This is a genomic window from Dictyobacter alpinus (assembly GCF_003967575.1).
Classification (GTDB): Bacteria; Chloroflexota; Ktedonobacteria; order Ktedonobacterales; family Ktedonobacteraceae; genus Dictyobacter; species Dictyobacter alpinus.
In genome coordinates this window covers 3,277,288-3,295,801 of record NZ_BIFT01000001.1, presented here as the reverse complement: position 1 = coordinate 3,295,801, position 18,514 = coordinate 3,277,288, and the positions used below count along the sequence as shown (strand labels likewise).

Annotated in this window: 14 protein-coding genes; 6 read left to right on the top strand and 8 right to left on the bottom strand. The window is 49.0% G+C overall.

Annotated features, from left to right (window positions below; translation table 11 throughout):
- Positions 1–24: 24 nt before the first annotated feature.
- A complete protein-coding gene (secA, locus tag EL633_RS13135) occupies positions 25–2,871 on the bottom strand; it encodes a preprotein translocase subunit SecA (protein ID WP_371865559.1) in 2,847 nt (948 codons plus the stop codon).
- 953 nt (positions 2,872–3,824) lie between these two features.
- Here secA and EL633_RS13130 point away from each other — a divergent pair.
- The 3 genes from EL633_RS13130 to EL633_RS13120 all read left to right on the top strand — a co-directional run bounded on the left by EL633_RS13130 (position 3,825) and on the right by EL633_RS13120 (position 6,790).
- On the top strand, positions 3,825–4,757 hold the full coding sequence (locus EL633_RS13130) for a hypothetical protein (protein WP_126627613.1): 933 nt from the start codon (positions 3,825–3,827) through the stop codon (positions 4,755–4,757).
- Between the two features lie 118 nt (positions 4,758–4,875).
- Entirely contained in the window at positions 4,876–5,676 is an 801-nt protein-coding gene (locus tag EL633_RS13125; RefSeq protein ID WP_126627612.1) for a GspE/PulE/PilB domain-containing protein, read from the top strand.
- Between the two features lie 181 nt (positions 5,677–5,857).
- Positions 5,858–6,790 carry an NAD-dependent epimerase/dehydratase family protein gene (locus EL633_RS13120; protein ID WP_126627611.1) on the top strand — a complete coding sequence of 311 codons (933 nt, stop codon included), beginning with the start codon at positions 5,858–5,860 and terminating at the stop codon, positions 6,788–6,790.
- A 142-nt stretch (positions 6,791–6,932) separates the two neighbouring features.
- Here the strand turns inward: EL633_RS13120 and sat are convergent, their stop codons facing one another.
- Together sat and cysC are read right to left on the bottom strand one after the other, a co-directional pair.
- Positions 6,933–8,108: a sulfate adenylyltransferase gene (gene sat / locus EL633_RS13115; RefSeq protein WP_126627610.1), complete on the bottom strand. Its 1,176-nt coding sequence runs from the start codon at positions 8,106–8,108 to the stop codon at positions 6,933–6,935.
- Positions 8,109–8,168: 60 nt separating this feature from the next.
- Positions 8,169–8,723 carry an adenylyl-sulfate kinase gene (cysC, locus tag EL633_RS13110; RefSeq protein WP_126627609.1) on the bottom strand — a complete coding sequence of 185 codons (555 nt, stop codon included), beginning with the start codon at positions 8,721–8,723 and terminating at the stop codon, positions 8,169–8,171.
- 647 nt (positions 8,724–9,370) lie between these two features.
- Here cysC and EL633_RS13105 point away from each other — a divergent pair.
- Positions 9,371–10,519 carry an inositol-3-phosphate synthase gene (locus EL633_RS13105; protein WP_126627608.1) on the top strand — a complete coding sequence of 383 codons (1,149 nt, stop codon included), beginning with the start codon at positions 9,371–9,373 and terminating at the stop codon, positions 10,517–10,519.
- A gap of 227 nt (positions 10,520–10,746) precedes the next feature.
- On the opposite strand, the gene EL633_RS13100 is transcribed toward EL633_RS13105, so the two are convergent.
- The 3 genes from EL633_RS13100 to EL633_RS13090 all read right to left on the bottom strand — a co-directional run bounded on the left by EL633_RS13100 (position 10,747) and on the right by EL633_RS13090 (position 12,566).
- A complete protein-coding gene (locus tag EL633_RS13100; protein ID WP_246039128.1) occupies positions 10,747–10,962 on the bottom strand; it encodes a carbon storage regulator in 216 nt (71 codons plus the stop codon).
- A 185-nt stretch (positions 10,963–11,147) separates the two neighbouring features.
- On the bottom strand, positions 11,148–11,453 hold the full coding sequence (locus EL633_RS13095) for a hypothetical protein (RefSeq protein WP_126627607.1): 306 nt from the start codon (positions 11,451–11,453) through the stop codon (positions 11,148–11,150).
- 153 nt (positions 11,454–11,606) lie between these two features.
- Positions 11,607–12,566: a sigma-70 family RNA polymerase sigma factor gene (locus tag EL633_RS13090; RefSeq protein ID WP_126627606.1), complete on the bottom strand. Its 960-nt coding sequence runs from the start codon at positions 12,564–12,566 to the stop codon at positions 11,607–11,609.
- A 265-nt stretch (positions 12,567–12,831) separates the two neighbouring features.
- On the opposite strand from EL633_RS13090, the gene EL633_RS13085 reads away from it, so the two are divergent.
- Positions 12,832–13,107: a hypothetical protein gene (locus EL633_RS13085; RefSeq protein ID WP_126627605.1), complete on the top strand. Its 276-nt coding sequence runs from the start codon at positions 12,832–12,834 to the stop codon at positions 13,105–13,107.
- 56 nt (positions 13,108–13,163) lie between these two features.
- On the opposite strand, the gene EL633_RS13080 is transcribed toward EL633_RS13085, so the two are convergent.
- Positions 13,164–14,225, bottom strand: a complete 1,062-nt coding sequence (locus EL633_RS13080; RefSeq protein WP_126627604.1) for a lytic transglycosylase domain-containing protein — start codon at positions 14,223–14,225, stop codon at positions 13,164–13,166.
- 280 nt (positions 14,226–14,505) lie between these two features.
- On the bottom strand, positions 14,506–16,950 hold the full coding sequence (locus EL633_RS13075; RefSeq protein WP_126627603.1) for an endonuclease MutS2: 2,445 nt from the start codon (positions 16,948–16,950) through the stop codon (positions 14,506–14,508).
- 345 nt (positions 16,951–17,295) lie between these two features.
- Here EL633_RS13075 and EL633_RS13070 point away from each other — a divergent pair, with 345 nt between their 5' ends.
- Positions 17,296–18,483 (top strand): hypothetical protein, encoded by a 1,188-nt coding sequence (locus EL633_RS13070; RefSeq protein ID WP_126627602.1) that lies wholly within the window; start codon positions 17,296–17,298, stop codon positions 18,481–18,483.
- The last annotated feature ends 31 nt before the right edge of the window (positions 18,484–18,514 follow it).

The window sequence follows — 18,514 nt, the reverse complement described above, 5'->3', positions numbered from 1 at the left end:
CGGGCATCGAACAAAAAAAACAGATCAGGCTCCGTGACACTTTTTATATTTTTTACCGCTACCGCAAGGACAGAGATCATTACGGCCAACTTTGGGTAAGCCATTAGCACCAGCTGATGCTGTAGCAGCACCAGTGGCAGTATTACGCGGGGTACGCGCGGGAGTGGCTGGTACACCTGAAGGTTGACTGGCCACGGCCCGGCCAGCATCGCGACGCGTTTTTGCCTGCTTGACCGCCTTTTTGGAGACGTCCTGCTCATCACTTTTCGCCTGGCCACTGGCCTCAGCCAGCGCTTCAGCGTTGGTGTGAATGTTCGTAGGCATCTTGCGCTGTGGCTCTTCACGCTGCAAAGTGATGGTGACATCATTGCGCAGCAACTTGAGCAGCGAATCCACTGTATAGTGCTGAATGCCTAACTTCAGTTCGTCAAACATGCGGAACGCTTCATTTTTAAACTCGACCAGTGGATCACGCTGACCGACCGAGCGGAAACCGATACCGGCACGCATAACATCCAGTGAGTCGATATGGTCCATCCACAGCCGATCAACCACCTGCAACAGATAGGATCGCTCGAACTCACGGATCGGATCAAAGTTCTCGACGCCCTGTTCATTCGCCTGCTTACGCAATTCTTCACCACGCTTCTCATAATGGTCAAGCACCAGTTCGGTAAGATCGCGCTTCATGCTATCGCGACGTACGGCATGCATATTCTCAGGCAACAGCTCATCTGGAATTTCAACCCAAACCTCCAGAGTCTTGAAGAGATTCTCTAACTGCTCTTCCTCCGTCAGTACAGGACCAGGAAAGGCTCCATCTACCAGGCGGCCAACCTCGTTGGTAATCATGCTAATGATACGCTCGTGCATATCTCCATGCTCAAGCACGCGATGGCGATCCTCGTAGATAACTTCACGCTGTTTAGCGATAACATCGTCATATTCAACGACATTTTTACGCATATCAAAGTTGTAGCCTTCAACACGCGTCTGGGCGCTCTCGATGAAACGTGAGACGAATTTACTCTCCAATGGAGTCTCCTCGTCCATACCGACGCGCTCCATGATACCAGCCACACGATCAGCGGCGAAGCGGCGCATCAATTCATCGTCCAATGCTAAGAAGAAACGGGATGAACCTGGATCACCCTGACGACCGGCACGACCACGCAACTGATTATCAATACGGCGCGATTCATGACGCTCAGTACCGATAATATGCAGACCACCAACCTCCACGACCGCATCATGATCCAGATCGCACTCTTTGATCTTTGCCTGCAGGAGTTCATCCTTCTCAGCCTCGGTCATATTGGCAATATATTCTTGGATCGCCTCTTCTTTTTCCTGACGCTCATCCTCACTACGGCCTGGTAGCTCACGAATGTAGTCCACCTGTTCCGCATGCTTACGCAGAATACTGTCAAAGTAACCCGCTGGATTTCCACCGAGCAGAATATCGGTACCACGACCAGCCATATTCGTGGCGATGGTCACCGAACCACTGCGGCCCGCCTGGGCAACGATCTGGGCCTCACGCTCATGATGTTTAGCGTTCAAGACGTGGTGAGGAACCCCTTGCAACTCAAGCAGATGGGAAAGCATCTCGGAAGTCTCAACGGAAGTCGTACCAACCAGGACCGGCTGGCCGATTTCGTGACGCTCTTTGATCTCCTCGACCACAGCATTATATTTGGCCTCTTGCGTCCGATAGATCAGATCCGCATAGTCCTGACGCTGTGTCGGCTTATTGGTGGGGATCACCATCACGTCCAACTTGTAGATTTTATTAAACTCTTCAGCCTCGGTCAGAGCTGTACCGGTCATACCTGCCAGCTTTTTATATAAGCGGAAGAAATTCTGGAACGTGATCGTGGCCAGGGTATGATTTTCACGCTGGACTTTCACATTTTCCTTGGCCTCAATCGCCTGGTGCAAACCCTCGCTATAGCGACGACCAGGCATCTGTCGACCTGTAAACTCGTCGACGATGATGACCTCACCATCTTTGACGATATAATCTTTATCACGCTTGAAGATGACCTGCGCCTTAATAGCATTCTCCATGTAGCGCGTCAGGTCAATATTCTCTTCTTCGTAGATGTTGGTGACACCCGCCAGTTTCTCGATCCTATCGATACCGGACTCAGTTAACATCACCGAGCGTGTTTTCTCTTCAACTGTATAGTCGTTCTCACCATCCAGTTTGGTAGCCCAGCGTGCAAACTGCGCATACGTCTCGGTAGATTCCTGTCCCTGACCGGAAATAATCAAGGGGGTGCGGGCCTCGTCAATAAGGATATTATCTACCTCGTCGACGATCGCATAATTAAGTTCACGCTGCACCATCTGGTCCAGGGAAGTCACCATATTGTCACGCAGGTAGTCAAAGCCAAATTCATTATTGGTACCATACGTGATATCCGCCTCATAGGCGGCCCGACGTTCAGCGGACTGGGCATCCACGGTATTCACAATAACACCAACGGAGAGTCCCAGGAACTTATAGACCTGGCCCATCCATTCAGCATCACGGCGTGCCAGGTAATCGTTGACCGTCACCACATGCACACCTTTACCGGTCAGCGCGTTCAGGTACACGGGAAGGGTTGCGACCAGCGTCTTACCTTCACCAGTACGCATTTCAGCGATACGGCCCTGATGGAGGACCACGCCACCAATCAACTGCACCACATAATGGCGCATCTTGATACGCCGCAGGCTAGCCTCACGTACCACCGCGAAGGCCTCTGGCAGTAGCTCATCTAAGGTCTTGCCCTGTTTTTGATAGCGCTTGACAATGGCTGGCAACAGATCATCGATCTTGTCGGCTTTGATCGCGACCAGTTCCTCTTGTACTTTATGCAATAAATCAAGACAGAGTTGGCCGAGGCGATTATTGCTGGCCTCATCATGGATGCCGGAGGATCCGCGGCTCTTCTCATAAGCGGGCCAGAGCTCATCAAAAGTCTCGGTTAGTTGCTCTTCATCAATCTCTTTCAAGTCAGGCTCAACCTGAGCGAGGAGCGCGACAATGGTTTTTTGGGGGGCGCCACTCTCATCGGGCCATTCCTGGTTCTTCTCGGCAAGTTCCAGCGCCTGACTGACACGCAGGTTATTTAACCAGGGAGAAAGGTTTTCATAGGTCTTCTCAAAACACGCAGAGAGCGTGTCCTGTAAATGATATCGTAACTCGTCCTCTGGATGGTTACGATCAATCTTCTGGCGAGGCTCTGTAATAGCGTGATGTAACTGTTCATCGGTACATTGCTTTGCCTGCGGCTCTACCTGTTGTAAAACCTCGCGAAACAAAGTAACCAATTCATTCTGCAGTACCATACCACCCTTGAGGTAGAGAGCAAGCTGTGAGCGCAACTCCACCGTCTTAGCAGCCAGTTCCTCATCAGATAATTTTTGTAGTCCAGGTTCCAGTTGCTCGATTTTATCGATAAGGGGCTGGATGGTTTTTAGTTCTTTTTTATTGGGATCGCCCAGGATTTTTCCTAGCAGTTGCATACGTGCTTGTCTCCTACTGACCGGTGCTTATACTGTGCTTCTAGACTTTCTGTATTGGATTATATCGTTGGTGTATGCCAAATAGCGGTGTCAACCCATTATACCATTCTTTCATAGTACGAAGGGGGGTGCTTTCCGTTGCATAGCGGTTGAATGGATAGGATTACCAGGCATTGACGTTGGGAGATTTTTTTCTGGCTCTATTAATAATAACACCTGGCACTATTTTAACATTCCCGACCACAGAATATGTTGCTCAGGTACAATAGAAAAAGGAACAATATGTAGAAGGGTGGAAAATGTAAATGAAGAGCCAGCATACACGAAAAATTGCACTGAAACGCGCTGATGATTTCCCCGAGAGACCGCAAGCTCCCAAACCACCTGCCAGACCACAACCCTCTCAAATTCCGTTGACAGCGACGAAACGTGCACAGATCACTGCGAATGAAACATCAAATATGTACGGGCTGGAAATTGTTTTAGAGCGCCTGCAACGCTGCTTTGCCAACCGTATTTCAACCGCTGAAATTGAAGTACTGGAATTTAGTCTACGGCAACTTTTTGAACAGGCCAATCTACTTTTCGGCCAACTTCTACCAGAACTCGCCTTATATGCAAATCACCTGCCAGACGATGGAGAGCTTACGCGCTTCTATAACATTAAAACTTTACTACAGTATTTAGATAGCACATTAGAATGGTTAAATCCACTCGTGCAGTTGATACTTAAATCAACCACGATGATATTAGAAGCATTGGATCGCAGTTGCAGCCTCTATGGAGCAGCACGCGTCAAGAAACGTCTCCTACTACAGGGTGAGGACGAAGAGACCACGGAGGTGCTGGCAGCGATCGAGGTCGCCCTTATTCCTGATAGCACCTATTATCAATGGATGCAGGCATTAAGAATCATCACCGTCAGGTTACAAGGTTGGCAACAGCAACAAATGGATCACAGAGCGTTCTCAGCGCTCTTCGCAGAACAGGTCCATGTTAATCCGGCGCTAGACTCAATAGGCACTACCCTCCCGCTGCTCCTGGACTGCTTCCAGACTATTTTCGGGAGCATCCTGCCAGAGTTTCATACTGTCGCGCGCGGCGATGATGAAACAGCCACCGTTCACCTCCTCAATCTCATACAATACACCGATCTTCTACGCGCCCATGTCGATAGCTTGTTGCAAAGCTTCCGTTTATTGGATAGCTACTATCAACATCCAGAAACGCAACAATGATCTTAACCGTATAAACAACGTCTTAACAAAACCATAACCATAATCATGCCCGGTTATTATCTATGACGCCGTATAGTTAATAATAATATTAAGTCATTTATATTCAAGGAGTCACATCATGTGCAAGAAGGCCCTATCGCTTCCTGCATCTCCAGCTATCGAACACACATATACAGTTCTAGATAGCATCCAGGATCTCACCTCTACGATGCAGCATCTGGTAACAGACAAAATCACATCGATGGCCTTACTCATTCTGCCACTCTATTTTGACTCCAGCGCTAACCCACAGACCGCTGAACCCCAGTATATTCAGCAAAGCATTGCCTATCACCTGGACCCTCTATGCCGCCTGGTACGCAAAACTGATCGGGTCTTTGTATATGAAACGACATTCTACTTTCTACTCTCGGGTGCCGATCTACAAGGAGCTACTATTGTACAGGAAAGGTTATGGGAAGCGCTTCTCTGGCAGATCCATCATGCGCCAGAGACAGGCATCCTGAGACCCCGGGCTATCGCCATCGGGCATAGTGCTTATCCTCAAACATCTACTGAGGTCCAGACCTGTATCCTGGCCGCACGCGAAACGCGAGTCCTGTTTGAAGTACAAGCAGCACAACCAGAGATTAGCCAGGAAGAGGAACTTTTAGAGCAAGCGCGCAAACTAGGGATTCCATACCTCTCGCCATTACCACACAAACTACCAGAAAGACTCCTCCAGATCGTTCCTCCTGAACTCGCCCAGGAGCTACAATGCTATCCACTTGGTCGTGAACGCGACACCTTGACGGTGGCCATGACCGATCCACGTGATCATCAGGTCCTGATGCGTCTACAACAAGCCACAGGCCTGAACATCTTCCCCATCCTCGCATCATCACAGGAACTACAAACGGCCCTTGAACTGTTAGTTTGATATGAGACCTTTCCTTTGCTATAATCCTTTTGGAGCTATACCCGTTTTAATACGTATAGCTTCATCCATTTACTATAATCCGAAAACACGATAAGAATCACATATGCGGTATTCAAAATTTGCGCGATTGTGATTTTTAAGTCTTTTTTAATCGAACACAACAACCGCAAAGGATGGATACATGCGTATTTTAATTACCGGCGGAGCAGGCTTCATCGGCTCTCACATTACTGATCACTATGTTGCTGAACAACATGAGGTTGCTATTGTCGATAGCCTATGGACTGAAGGTGGTGGGAAAGGCGCGCATATCAATGCCAATGCCCGCTTTTATCAGGCAGATATCGCCGATGAGGCAGCCTTAGCGACAATCTTTGATGAATTCAAACCAGAAATCGTCAATCACCATGCGGCCCAGCATAGTGTAGCCGTCTCGACCAAAAATCCCAAACTTGATGCTCAGGTTAACGTACTAGGACTCCTGAATGTCTTAACACAATGCACACGTACAGGCGTCAACAAAATTATTTTTGCTTCATCCGGGGCCACCTATGGTACACCCGTACGCCTGCCTCTCAATGAAGATACTCCACAACGGCCAGAGTCACCTTATGGCATCACCAAATTAATGGCCGAACATTATCTGCGCTATTGGAATGAAGCACAGGGACTCAAATTTACAGTCCTACGCTATGGAAATGTCTATGGACCTCGACAGGATCCTAATGGAGAAGCAGGCGTCATTGCGATCTTTGCCAAACGCTTCCTGGCACATGAAGGCGTACGCATTGATTGGGATGGTGAGCAGCGCAAGGATTATGTCTATGTGGAGGATGTGGCCCGAGCCAATGTGCAGGCCCTGCAACGGGGCGATAACGAGATATTTTGTATTGGTACTGGACAGGCCGTCTCAGTCAATCAGATTTATCAGACACTGGTCAGTTTGACCGGTTTTGAAGCGCCGATTACCAAAGCGCCCAGACGACCGGGTGACATCTATCAAGCATTCTTTGATGCGAGCAAGGCCGAACGTATCCTGGCATGGAAACCTCAAGTCTCCTTCGAGGAAGGTGCCAAAGCGACATTGGATTTCTTTCGCCAATCCCAACAGTAGTGGATTTTTTTCGCCAATCCCAATAGTAAATGTAGTGTCAAGTCATGTGCTTGGCACATGACTTGACACTACATTTAAAAGAAGCGTGGGCCCTTCAGGGCCCGCGTGCGGCTGGTTGTAGCCTTACCAATAAGAGTAAAAATCAAACCCTATCTGAGATAGGTTGACGCATAGAGTCAATCAGCACTTGCGCTACTTCTGGACGTGAAAATTCACGTGGAGGAACTTCACCCGCTTGCAGCATCTGGCGGACTCTGGTTCCGCTCAGCATAATATGGTTTTCGCTACCATGCGGGCAGGTCTTCTTGGATGCCATAGCGTCACATACCTTACAGAAGAAGGTATGGTCAAAGAACATAGGTGTAATTCCCAGGGCGGTAGCATCAAACTCAGCGAAGATATGCTGTGCATCATAGGTGCCATAGTAATTACCCACACCAGCGTGATCGCGACCAACGATAAAATGGGAGCACCCATAATTCTTACGCATCAGAGCATGGAAGATCGCTTCACGCGGTCCAGCATAACGCATAGCAGCCGGTAAGACTCCCAGCAATACGCGCTCCTGTGGATAATAATTTTCCAGCAGCACCTCATAACAGCGCATACGCACATCAGCAGGAATATCATCTCCCTTGGTATTACCTACGAGCGGGTGCAGAAACAGGCCATCGACAGTCTCCATGGCGCACTTCTGAATATATTCATGCGCACGATGGACTGGATTACGCGTCTGGAAAGCGACGATCTTCTTCCAACCACGCTCAGCGAACTGTGCACGCGCCTGTGCCGGAGTATAACGCTGCTGCGCAAAGGTCTGCGGTTGTAACGCCACAACGCGCACAGGTCCACCCAACAATACATCTCCCTGCTGATATACAACCTTTACGCCTGGATGGGCCTCATCCTCGGTACGATAGACCTGGCGGGCCTCCAGCGTCTTATCATAGCCGAACTTCTCCTGCACCGTCAGAATCGCCTGCAGAACCCCATCAGTAGTAACCAGGGCCACCTCAGCACCATCCTGAATGCTATCGGACTGCTCACGCGTGACGGCCAGCGTAATCGGAATCGACCAGGGCAGGCCATTGCTTAGATGCATGGTATTAACCACACTCAAATAATCTGCACGCGTCATAAAGCCACGCAACGGACTATAGGCACCGATTGCCAGCATCTCCAGATCCGCCAGTTGACGCGACTCTACGGTAAGCTGGAATAATCCCTTAGCCCGCTCCAACAGGGCCTCACGCTCGGAATCCTCAACCAGATTGATAACCAGTTCCCCGCCATGTGGCGTAATCAAACCATTTGACATAATTTCTGTCTTTCCCTCTACAACAAAACAGTCCACGACACAACGCATCAACACAGCCCATTAAACGCGGCTTGCAACCTCAACAGGCTCCAGATAACCAAGCTCTTCTAATCTGGCAAAGATACGTGCAACGCTCTCCTCAATGGACTCCTTGTCGGTCTCAATCACCAATTCAGGATTTTCTGGCTCCTCATAAGGATCGTCAACACCAGTAAAATTTTTGACCTTACCTTCATCAACCAGCTTATAGAGACCCTTAACATCACGCTGACGACAAACATCAAGAGGACATTTGACATAGATCTCAACAAAATTACCAATCTCCTGCCGTGCCCATTCACGTGCTTCACGATAAGGAGAGATGGCAGCCGAAATACAGACCACACCATTGCGGGTCAGCAAACCACAAACAAAAGCAATACGCTTAATATTGGTATCGCGATCCTCCTTGCTAAATCCCAACCCCTTACTTAGATGGGTCCGAACCACATCCCCATCCAAAACCTCAACATTGCGGCCACGTGCACGCAAGCGCTGCTCAATAATTTCAGATAACGTGCTTTTACCAGCACCAGATAGGCCCGTAAACCAGATTGTGAAACCAGCGTTCGCCATGATGAGTCGCTCCTTTGTCAAAAAAAGACAAGCCAGGTCATATAAACCCTGCATATCAATCAAATTGTAAGATAGTGTTTGATTCGCATGAAATCCATGTCCCTCTGATCGTTTTTTCGCGCCTTTGGCGCTCCAACGGTTTTACATGTGGCGTCAAAACATGAGTAAAGCTCATGTTTTGACGCCACATGTAAAAGAAGTATGCGCCCTTCAGGGCCTGAGTGCGGCTGTCTGCACGCTCCTTGATAAGAGTGGGAAACAAACACTATCTAAGTGTGGCTTTTCATATTTAATTGTAACATTGGTTTCAATTAAATACCATCATTTTCTGTTTTATCTACTTATAAGCTACATTTAGCGTTCAAAATAGCAACGCCAGTCACATTTCATATGGTCAGAATACATATATTTTCAAAGGAGTAGCAATCAAACGTTAATCGGGGGTATAGTTATACGTAGTATGATCTTTTATTCATGTTTAGCTAACAAGCTTTAGAGCTTCAGCTAAACAGAGATGCACTATTTTTTCAGAGTGATAAACTTAATCTGCGCGGATAGTATTATTCATATAAAGGAGCCGCGTCGAACTGAAGCTTATCCTTCTGACTAGAACAACATAAGCATTTCATAGAGGAGTTTCAACATTCATGGCCAATAATAAAAAGGTACGTGTAGCGATTATCGGAGTGGGCAACTGCGCCAGTTCGCTGGTGCAGGGCGTTCAGTATTACCAGAATGCCAGGGAAGAGGATTTCGTACCAGGCTTAATGCACGTAAATCTGGGCGGCTATCATATCCGTGATATCGAATTTACAGCTGCCTTTGATATCGACAAAAACAAAGTCGGAAAAGATCTATCCGAAGCAATCTATACCGAGCCAAATAATACCTATCGCTTCGCTGATGTTCCTCCAATGGGCGTCAAGGTCTATCGCGGTATGACCCATGATGGTCTGGGCAAATACCTGTCACAAATTATTACAAAGGCTCCCGGCCAGACTGACGATATCGTCAAAATTTTGCGGGAGACCAAAACCGATGTGGTGATTAACTACCTACCAGTCGGATCCGAAACTGCAACGAAATGGTATGTTGAGCAGATTCTCAAAGCAGGTGTCGGCCTGGTAAACTGTGTGCCAGTCTTTATTGCACGGGAGAATTACTGGCAGCAACGCTTCAAAGACGCAGGTCTGCCCATGATTGGTGATGACATCAAAAGTCAGGTGGGAGCTACTATTGTACACCGCATGCTCACGCGCCTATTCCGCGAACGTGGTGTCAAACTGGAACGCACCATGCAATTGAATGTAGGCGGCAATACCGACTTCTTCAATATGCTTGAACGTGACCGCCTGGAATCAAAAAAGATCAGTAAGACCAATGCGGTAACCAGTCAGTTGGATTATGAGATCGGTAGCGATAATGTGCATATCGGTCCTTCTGATTATGTGGCCTGGTTAAAGGATCGCAAATGGGCATATATCCGCCTGGAAGGTACAACCTTTGGCGATGTGCCTCTGAATGCCGAACTGAAACTTGAGGTATGGGACTCCCCGAACTCGGCAGGCGTCGTTATCGATGCGGTACGTCTGGTTAAGTTGGCCCTGGATCGTGGTATCAGTGGCACCCTGGAAGGTCCTAGCTCCTACCTGATGAAATCACCACCAATTCAATATCATGATGATATTGCACGCCAGTACACCGAGGACTTTATTACGCAGGAAACCCCGAACGAGAATGCAGTTAAAGTTGAGGATCACGTCAACGGCCATCAAGTCGAAAATACTATCGAATAAAGCCAGAGCAGCAAAAAACGTACGTACCCACGGAATTGTGGGTACGTATGAACAACGTCCTTATGAAAGCTTTTTGAAAAAGATATACACAGGACGACCAAGCTTCCATTACCACTTCAACACACTCGTCGTTTCGCCTATCTCACCATCCCACGTCCCTGAGGTACATATCCCACTCAAAGAAACAGCAGTGGATCCGCCAGAAAACGCGATGATACAGGTCGTCGCTAGCGAGGTTGTGGCTGGGCTGGAGGCGTAGGAGTATTTGGATTTGTTGCCGGGTCGGTACTAGCGTTGCGTAAAAGTTCTTCACGCACAATAGTTACATCAGGCGGCGCGCTTATTCCTATTTTTACGCGCTCACCTTCGACAGCCAACACTGAAATGTTGATCACCCCAGCAAGCACAATACTTTCACCAACTTTTCGTCGCAAAACAAGCATGTAAAGCTCCCTTCATAAGAAGCATAGCCTAAGCGTCCCTGCGCCGCGACTAACATTAGCAAGGGCGCCTCTTTCAGCGTGACCGCATTAGAAGATCGAATAGCAAATGCGGGTCGACATGCCACTTTTCGTAGACGCAAAGGGAAAACACAGTGGGTAGAGCGAACCTGGCTACATTGATACCACTACTCTGGATGCACACGTACAAAATGGGTTTCATTTCTTAGTATACACCTTGCCAGGGTAACACTATCAACCACATAAGTACCCAGCAGAATACGCTCCCGCAACTCATCGATCTGGAGTGAGTATCCTTCTGAGACCAACGGTAGCACGCCAGTTGACCATGGTTCCGCAACCAGACGCGCCATCCGAGCCACCTGATCTACCCAGGAAAGTGACTGCTTCGTCCTTCGGGTTGTTTTGTTGGTACGTCTTCTTTGCTGCATACCAACCAGGTATAATTGTGAGCCCACACTACCGACTTTCATGGAAACGACTCCCCTATAAGAAAACACGTCGAATTAGCATCAGATGTTCCATCTTTCCCCGCTCATCCATTCTCCCACTACCACCATAATCAATAGTATCGGACCCTTTATTCGCGTTCAATAGGTCCCTGTCAGGCCTGCTGTGAAGACGCCTTAGGAGATTTTCCTACGACCGCGTGTCCCATTTCCTGACAGTGCATTCGATTTTCTTGTTTCCTGACCTGCATAGGTAGGAGAGACTGAACTCGCGCTTCCTTTCTGCGCAGAATTACTTTTACTATCGTTCGCTGACTTTTTTCGACCCGTTCCTGCGCCGACCACTTCCACCTGCCCTTCCTGGTCCAAACGATAGGCATGCAAGGTGCTACGCAGCCGCATAACCGCCTGAATATGCAGTTGACAGACACGCGATTCAGAGACACTTAAGACTTTGCTGATCTCCTTCATGGTTAATTCTTCTTGGTAATACAGAGCTAACAGTAATTTTTCACGATCTGGTAAATGATCAATAGCACCCCCCAATACGTCCGTCAATTCTTGCTTTTCAGCTTGTTCAACGGGGCCGGGTGAACTTTGATCTTCTAGCAGTTCTGAGAGGGAGGTTACCTCGTCGTCTTGAAGGAGTGAACCAAGGGGAGCATCAAGTGAGAGTACTGTGGCATTCATTTCCAGAAGCATCTGTCGATAACGTTCTGTTGACACCCCTAATTCCTCTGCTACTTCATCTTCCTTGGCCGGTCGCCCCAGACGCTGCTCCAGTACCGCCAATGCACTTTCAACCTGGCGTACCCGTGAGATCGCTGAGCGTGGTAGCCAGTTGAGAGAACGCAGTTGATCAATAACCGCACCACGGATACGCACTGAAGCGAATGCCTCAAAGCGCACACCCCGTCCAGGGTCAAAGCGATCAATTGCATTAATCAGGCCAATCATACCATAGCTGACAAGGTCTTCGGCATCCAATAATCCCGTTGGGGGTATTCCCAGACGTCCAACTACAAATCGGACCAGGGGAGCATAGACTGTGATTAATTCATTGCGAATTTCAGAGGTTTTATGCTCTACATATTTCATCCAGAGTATCTCTACGTCCACCCCAGCATCGGTACCCATACTACACCCCTTTATTGCATAAACATTCTTTCGCCACACATTCCCCGCCACTGTTGAATAGAGTGTAGCGTGCAAGCAAGCATTCTTAATATTGACACAGGTCCCTTGATTACTCTCGCAAGAGTCCTCAAGTCATTATGGGTACTGTTGAGCCAATAGAGAGCCGATAGAAAAAGGTATAGCAAAGAAATGGGGAGGCCGAATGCGGAGTGGTGCCGTTCACTATACAGCAGAAGTAAGAGCTGATGAATAGAGGAGACGCGCAATGCGAAATATGCCACCGCCAGACGGATTTACCAACCAACCAAAGCACCTTGCTCACAAACTTGAAACCAGGCCCTACGATTCAGGACCAGGCACGGACCAATTGTTGCTAGATTATCTCCTGGATAGCGGCTTTCAATGGGAAGAGGCTGTGACGCTACTGAATCTACGTGAACATTTATATGATAATGCGGAGATGCGTCAACGTGTGACAGAGGATTATCGCATGCATTTTGTGAAATGGCTTTACGAGCATGGCATGATAAGTGATCATTGATGCAAAAGAAAAGGGGAAGCACCCGATCAGGCGCTTCCCCTTTTTGTGATACGTATTTATCCTTCAATAATATAGACATAGGCCTGCGCCTGTGGATCCATACAAGATAACCAGGCACCACCACAATTACTGACGGCAACATCTACCGCACCAGGACCTGCATTATAGCCCGCCAGAGCTTTGGCATAATCCCCATGGAAGTAGTTATTTAAGTTGCCCATAAAGCGTGCGCCCGCATCCAATGATGCTATCGGATCATGTGGATCAATATGCATATCCGCAGCGGTCCCGGGCATAAATTGTGCGATACCGATCGCTCCTACATATGAATAGGCATTCGGATCAAAATGGCTCTCCTGCTGGATCTGTCGCTCATAGAGATCCGGGCTGATACCATATTTCATAGCATCCTGGCGAGCCAGCGCTACATACATAGCTTTCGTCCCACTCATTGGTTCATTAAAACCATCAACCGTCGAGCTGCCACTTGAACGCCGCGCTAAAATGTCGATATCCTTCTGGCTGACTGATGTCCATTGAAATAGTCCTGAGACACCGGCGCCATGATTTTGGCCAATGGGTGTCAGGGAAAACATCATCATCAGGAAGGTACACAACGTTGCTAGTATCACTAATCCATGCCGCAAACGTTTCGTCAGGTGATGGCCACCATGAAAGTCTAATTCGTCGGTATCCAGCTGGCGTGTTTTCTTTCTGGTCCCAGGAATCACCAGCGGTGCCTTGCCCTGCCGCACCACCAGAGATTGATCCCTGGTAGGTGGTAATGGCGTATAGCTCAAAGGAATAGAAATAGAGATCGGATTGAGCTGTCTTGTTGTTCTTACTGCGGGCAAGTTGCGCTGCACCTCAGCCACTGGCATACGCTTAAAGCCCAGAGGTGGGGTATTCGGTTCTGGTATTGCCCGGCCGGCATTCTGACCAAAACTGGAACCCCTACTTCTGGCTCCATCGGGAACAGGCATCGGCAGTGTTTCTGGTTCAGCAGCCATTTTGTGCATGACATGTGCATCGGTGTCAGGCTTTCCCCTGAGAGTACTGGCACGAGAATCTGCTGGTGGATTCTTCTTCAGGGTTCGCGTCGGTTGAAACTGAGGCATCTTTTGTACTCTTACCACCTTCGATATATTCAGTGCGCGTCACAGTGATAAACCATGCTAGTTTTCACACACCAGGGACAGCTTAGCTAAAATCCCCCCTGGCGGTCAAATCATAGCGGCTACACAGGACCTTATAACCACTGTACGCATGTATTTAGTACTAAATATAGCAAAAAAAAGACCTGATATGCGACAAAAGTCATGTCGCATATCAGGTCTTCTGGCTATTTTTCAGTTACTAAGCAATTTTACCATTCTGTCGGAATGTATATATTTGCGATCAGGCACTTAATTTGACGATGGTTGCACCATCCCCACCTTCCTGTGGCGGGGCTGTGGTGTATGATTTAACCAATGGATGGCGGGCCAGCGCCTCACGTACCGCGGTCCGTAGCGCGCCGGTGCCTTTTCCATGCACGATACGGACCGAAGACATCCCATAGAGGACTGCATCATCCAGATAGCGATCTAGCTCCTCTAAAGCATCCTCGACCCTCCAGCCCCGCATATCTAGCTGCAAACCAACAGGCTCACGCTCGGCGACCTCGGACATGACCACATTGGGACGTGCGGTATATTTGTCTTCTGCGGCAGCTTTGCGTTTGCTGATACGCTCGATGTTATCCACATTGACGCGGAAACGGAGGGCACCCATCTGGACTTCCGCCTCATTGCGATCCGCTGAAAGGCCAACCAGATCGGCGTTCTGACCAAAGCTGAGTACGCGGACAGTATCTCCAATCTGCAATGGACCATCCAACTTCTCAACATTCTCAACCACACGCTTACGCTGGGGTTCGGGGATCGGTGTGACTTTCTCTTCCAGATCACGAGCACGCTGGCGGGCATCGTTCAGACGCTCTCGGTTCAGTTGTCCGCGATCCACCTGCACCCGTACTTTGGACAGCTCACCCAATACAGAATCTAATTCACGGCGCGCCTGAGAGCGGGCCTCGTTAAGGATACGTACGCGTTCCTCTTCAAGATTCTGTCGCTCCTCCTCCAGCTTTTTACGTTGATACTCGGCCTCGACACGCTCCATGTTCAAATGGTAGCGCTCATCCTCCGCTCCTTTGCGCTCACTTTGGAGATCCTCCAGCAGATTCTCCATGCGCACACCGGCACTTCCCAGGAAGCGTCGCGCGCCACGAATAATACGCTGATCCAGACCAAGACGCTGGGCAATGGCCAGTGCATTACTACGTCCAGGTAAGCCAATACTCAACTTGTAGGTTGGCGAGAGCGTCTCTACATCAAACTCAACGGAAGCGTTGACCACATTCTTCTGCTCATGCGCAAAAGCCTTGAGCTCGGTATAGTGGGTAGTAGCCACAGTAGTCACATGCCGATCCAGTAAGAAGGTCAGGATGGCACGAGCCAACGCGGAACCTTCACTGGGATCAGTACCTGCTCCCAGTTCGTCAAAAAGGACCAGCGTATTGAGGGGTCGGGCTTCACGTTGGGCCAGTTCTTCACCAAGTTTGCCACGTAGATCCGGCCTACTACGTTTACGTGCCGCCTCAATACTGGTCAGGATCTCAATGATCCGGCTGAGATGGGATGAAAAGGTACTGAGGTTCTGCTCAATGCTCTGCTCATCACCAATATCAGCAAAGACATTCTGGAAAATAGAGATCTCAGAATCATCATCCACCGGAATATGCAGTCCTGACTGGGCCATCAAAGTTAGCAGGCCAACAGTCTTCAAGGCCACGGTCTTACCACCAGTATTTGGACCAGTGATGACAACCATGAAGAAGTCGCGACCAATATGGAAGTTGGTCGGAACCACCTTACCGGTCAGAAGCGGGTGGCGGGCATTGCGTAGATTGATATTGCCCTCTTCATTGAGTTTAGGCGCGCTACAACGGGTCATGCGACCATAGCGTGCCTTGGCCAGATTAAGATCAAACTCGGCCAGCAATTCAACCGCCAATTTGAGTGGTTCGGCCTCTTTACCTAGTTCGGATGAAAGGACACGCAGGATACGCTCGACCTCTTGCCGCTCCTCAACCTGAAGCTCGCGTAGTTTATTATTGAGCTCAACGATAACCATTGGCTCTACAAACAATGTCGCGCCACTGGAAGATTGATCATGTACAATGCCACGCACCTGTCCGCGATAATCAGACTTCACTGGTATCACATAGCGATCATTGCGAGTGGTAATAATAGATTCCTGTAGGGCAGAACCAAACTCATGTACCAGTGTCCTCAAACGATCTTGCAGGCGCTGATTGGCACCCCGAATATCGAAGCGCAACTTCCGTAAGGTGGCACTGGCTGTATCCAGCACGTCACCATCCTCACTTACCGTCTCCTCGATACGGCGAACAATCTGTGGACGCTGTGGCATATCGCCTCCCAATACCTGTAATAATGGGAAGGTATCTGGATCTAATTTATCCAGTGTACGCGCCACATACAAGGTACTGCGTACCGTCACCAGTACTTCTACCAGATCGCTCGGAGACAACACACCATCACGAGCAGCACGCACAAGCAAGGGACGAATATCGTGGGCACCACGCACCCCGATATCCGAATTCAAATCAAGCAGGCGGGTTGCCTCAGAGGTATAGGCCAGGCGGCGGCGGGCCTCATCAATATTTGCAGTAGGTTCCAGGGCCAGCACCAGCTCTTTACTGGCAGAAAAAGACGCCTCGTGCGCTACTCTGGCCAGGATTTTTGGGAACTCTAGCGTTTGTATACTTTTCTCGTGCATAATCTCGTCTTGGGTCCTTCTTTACACAGCCGCGTCAACGCTAGACGCAGCTTTTTTTCTTCTTTACATATATCCACGGGCAGCGGCCCAATAAAGTGCATTACTTTAAATATCCTCTCCCGGCTTCAATGCTCCAAAAAGCTAGCGGCAGGTCTAACAATTTTGGCATATTCAAAGTAAAATAGGATAGGAGAAAGAGAATACGTGCAACACTCTTTGGTACCTTGCAAGGGCGCTTTCTCTCAAAAAAGTATCCTGTCTCATTTAAAATCGTCGGAGAACAACAAACGCACAATCAAACAAAGATCGGTTTGTCGATCTTATTGATCAAAGGAAGAGAATACGATGGCAAAAACAATTCAAGGTGTACAGCCCATCAGACAGGCCACAACACACACATCACCATTTGCACTGGTGAGGACACTGCGCCTTACAATCGGCCTGGGTATCGTAGTCAGTGCGCTCATCTCGCTTGTAGGCACAAGCTGGGATATTCAATGGCATCTCTTTGTCGGACGGGATCGCACACTTATCCCGCCGCATCTTATGATGCTTACAGGCATAACATTGGGTGGTCTCCTGGCATTAACAGCCGTCTGCGTAGAAACAATGGTGGTTCGGCGTAAACCCCAACTAGCACAGTATAGCACACAATTCGCTGGAATGTTCTATGCCCCGTTGGGTGCGTATATTGCTGGCTTTGCGGCACTGGACGCGGCTGTTGCCTTTCCACTTGATAGTTACTGGCATTCCCTTTATGGTATTGATGTAGCTCTATGGACCCCATTTCATGTTATGATTCTGATGGGAATGGGTATCATGCCGTTAGGGGCAGCGTATCTGCTGAGCTCCACGAAAATTCTGCCTCAACAGACAGGAGAAAGACGTGGGGAAGCGCTCGGCCGCTTTGGTGTCCTGGCCGCTCTGGCCGTCGTCTTCAGTATCTTCACGATCCTGCTGGCGGATGCGCTTACACTCAGTAATTATGTTGATCTGGCAATGGTGAAAATCAATCTTTTTCCCCTGGTAGCCTGTCTGTTGACGGCCTTTATCTTTGCCACAGCCAGAACGGCCATCGGAACGCGCTTTGCGGCCAGCATTGTTATACTGGTCTATATGATAGTAGCCATGATCTTCTCACTATTTGTGCCACCGGCTACCGGCTATCTGGTTACGCTGGAACGATTACAATATCGCAAAGCACTGAACTCCTTTGCCTATCTCTCAATTTTAGCTATGCGTCTCTGGCCACTGGTACCCATTGTACTTGCCCCACTCTACGACTGGATGCACAACTACGCTGGACAACAACAATGGTCTAAGCAGCGCATCCTTTGGAGCAGTACAGGACTCTGTCTGCTGGCGGGTATTCCAGTGATGATTTTGAATCTCAACGCCATTGTCAGAGTAATCCAGAATGTTGGTCCCGTTGGCCTGCTCTTAAGTCTCCTACTTGGTGTGCTCGGTAGCTATGCAGGGACAATACTGGGCCAGCACAGCGGCGAAGTGATGCGTCCAAGCGAACAGGCGTAACCCGCAAAGCTGGAACTATCTGCTAGATAGC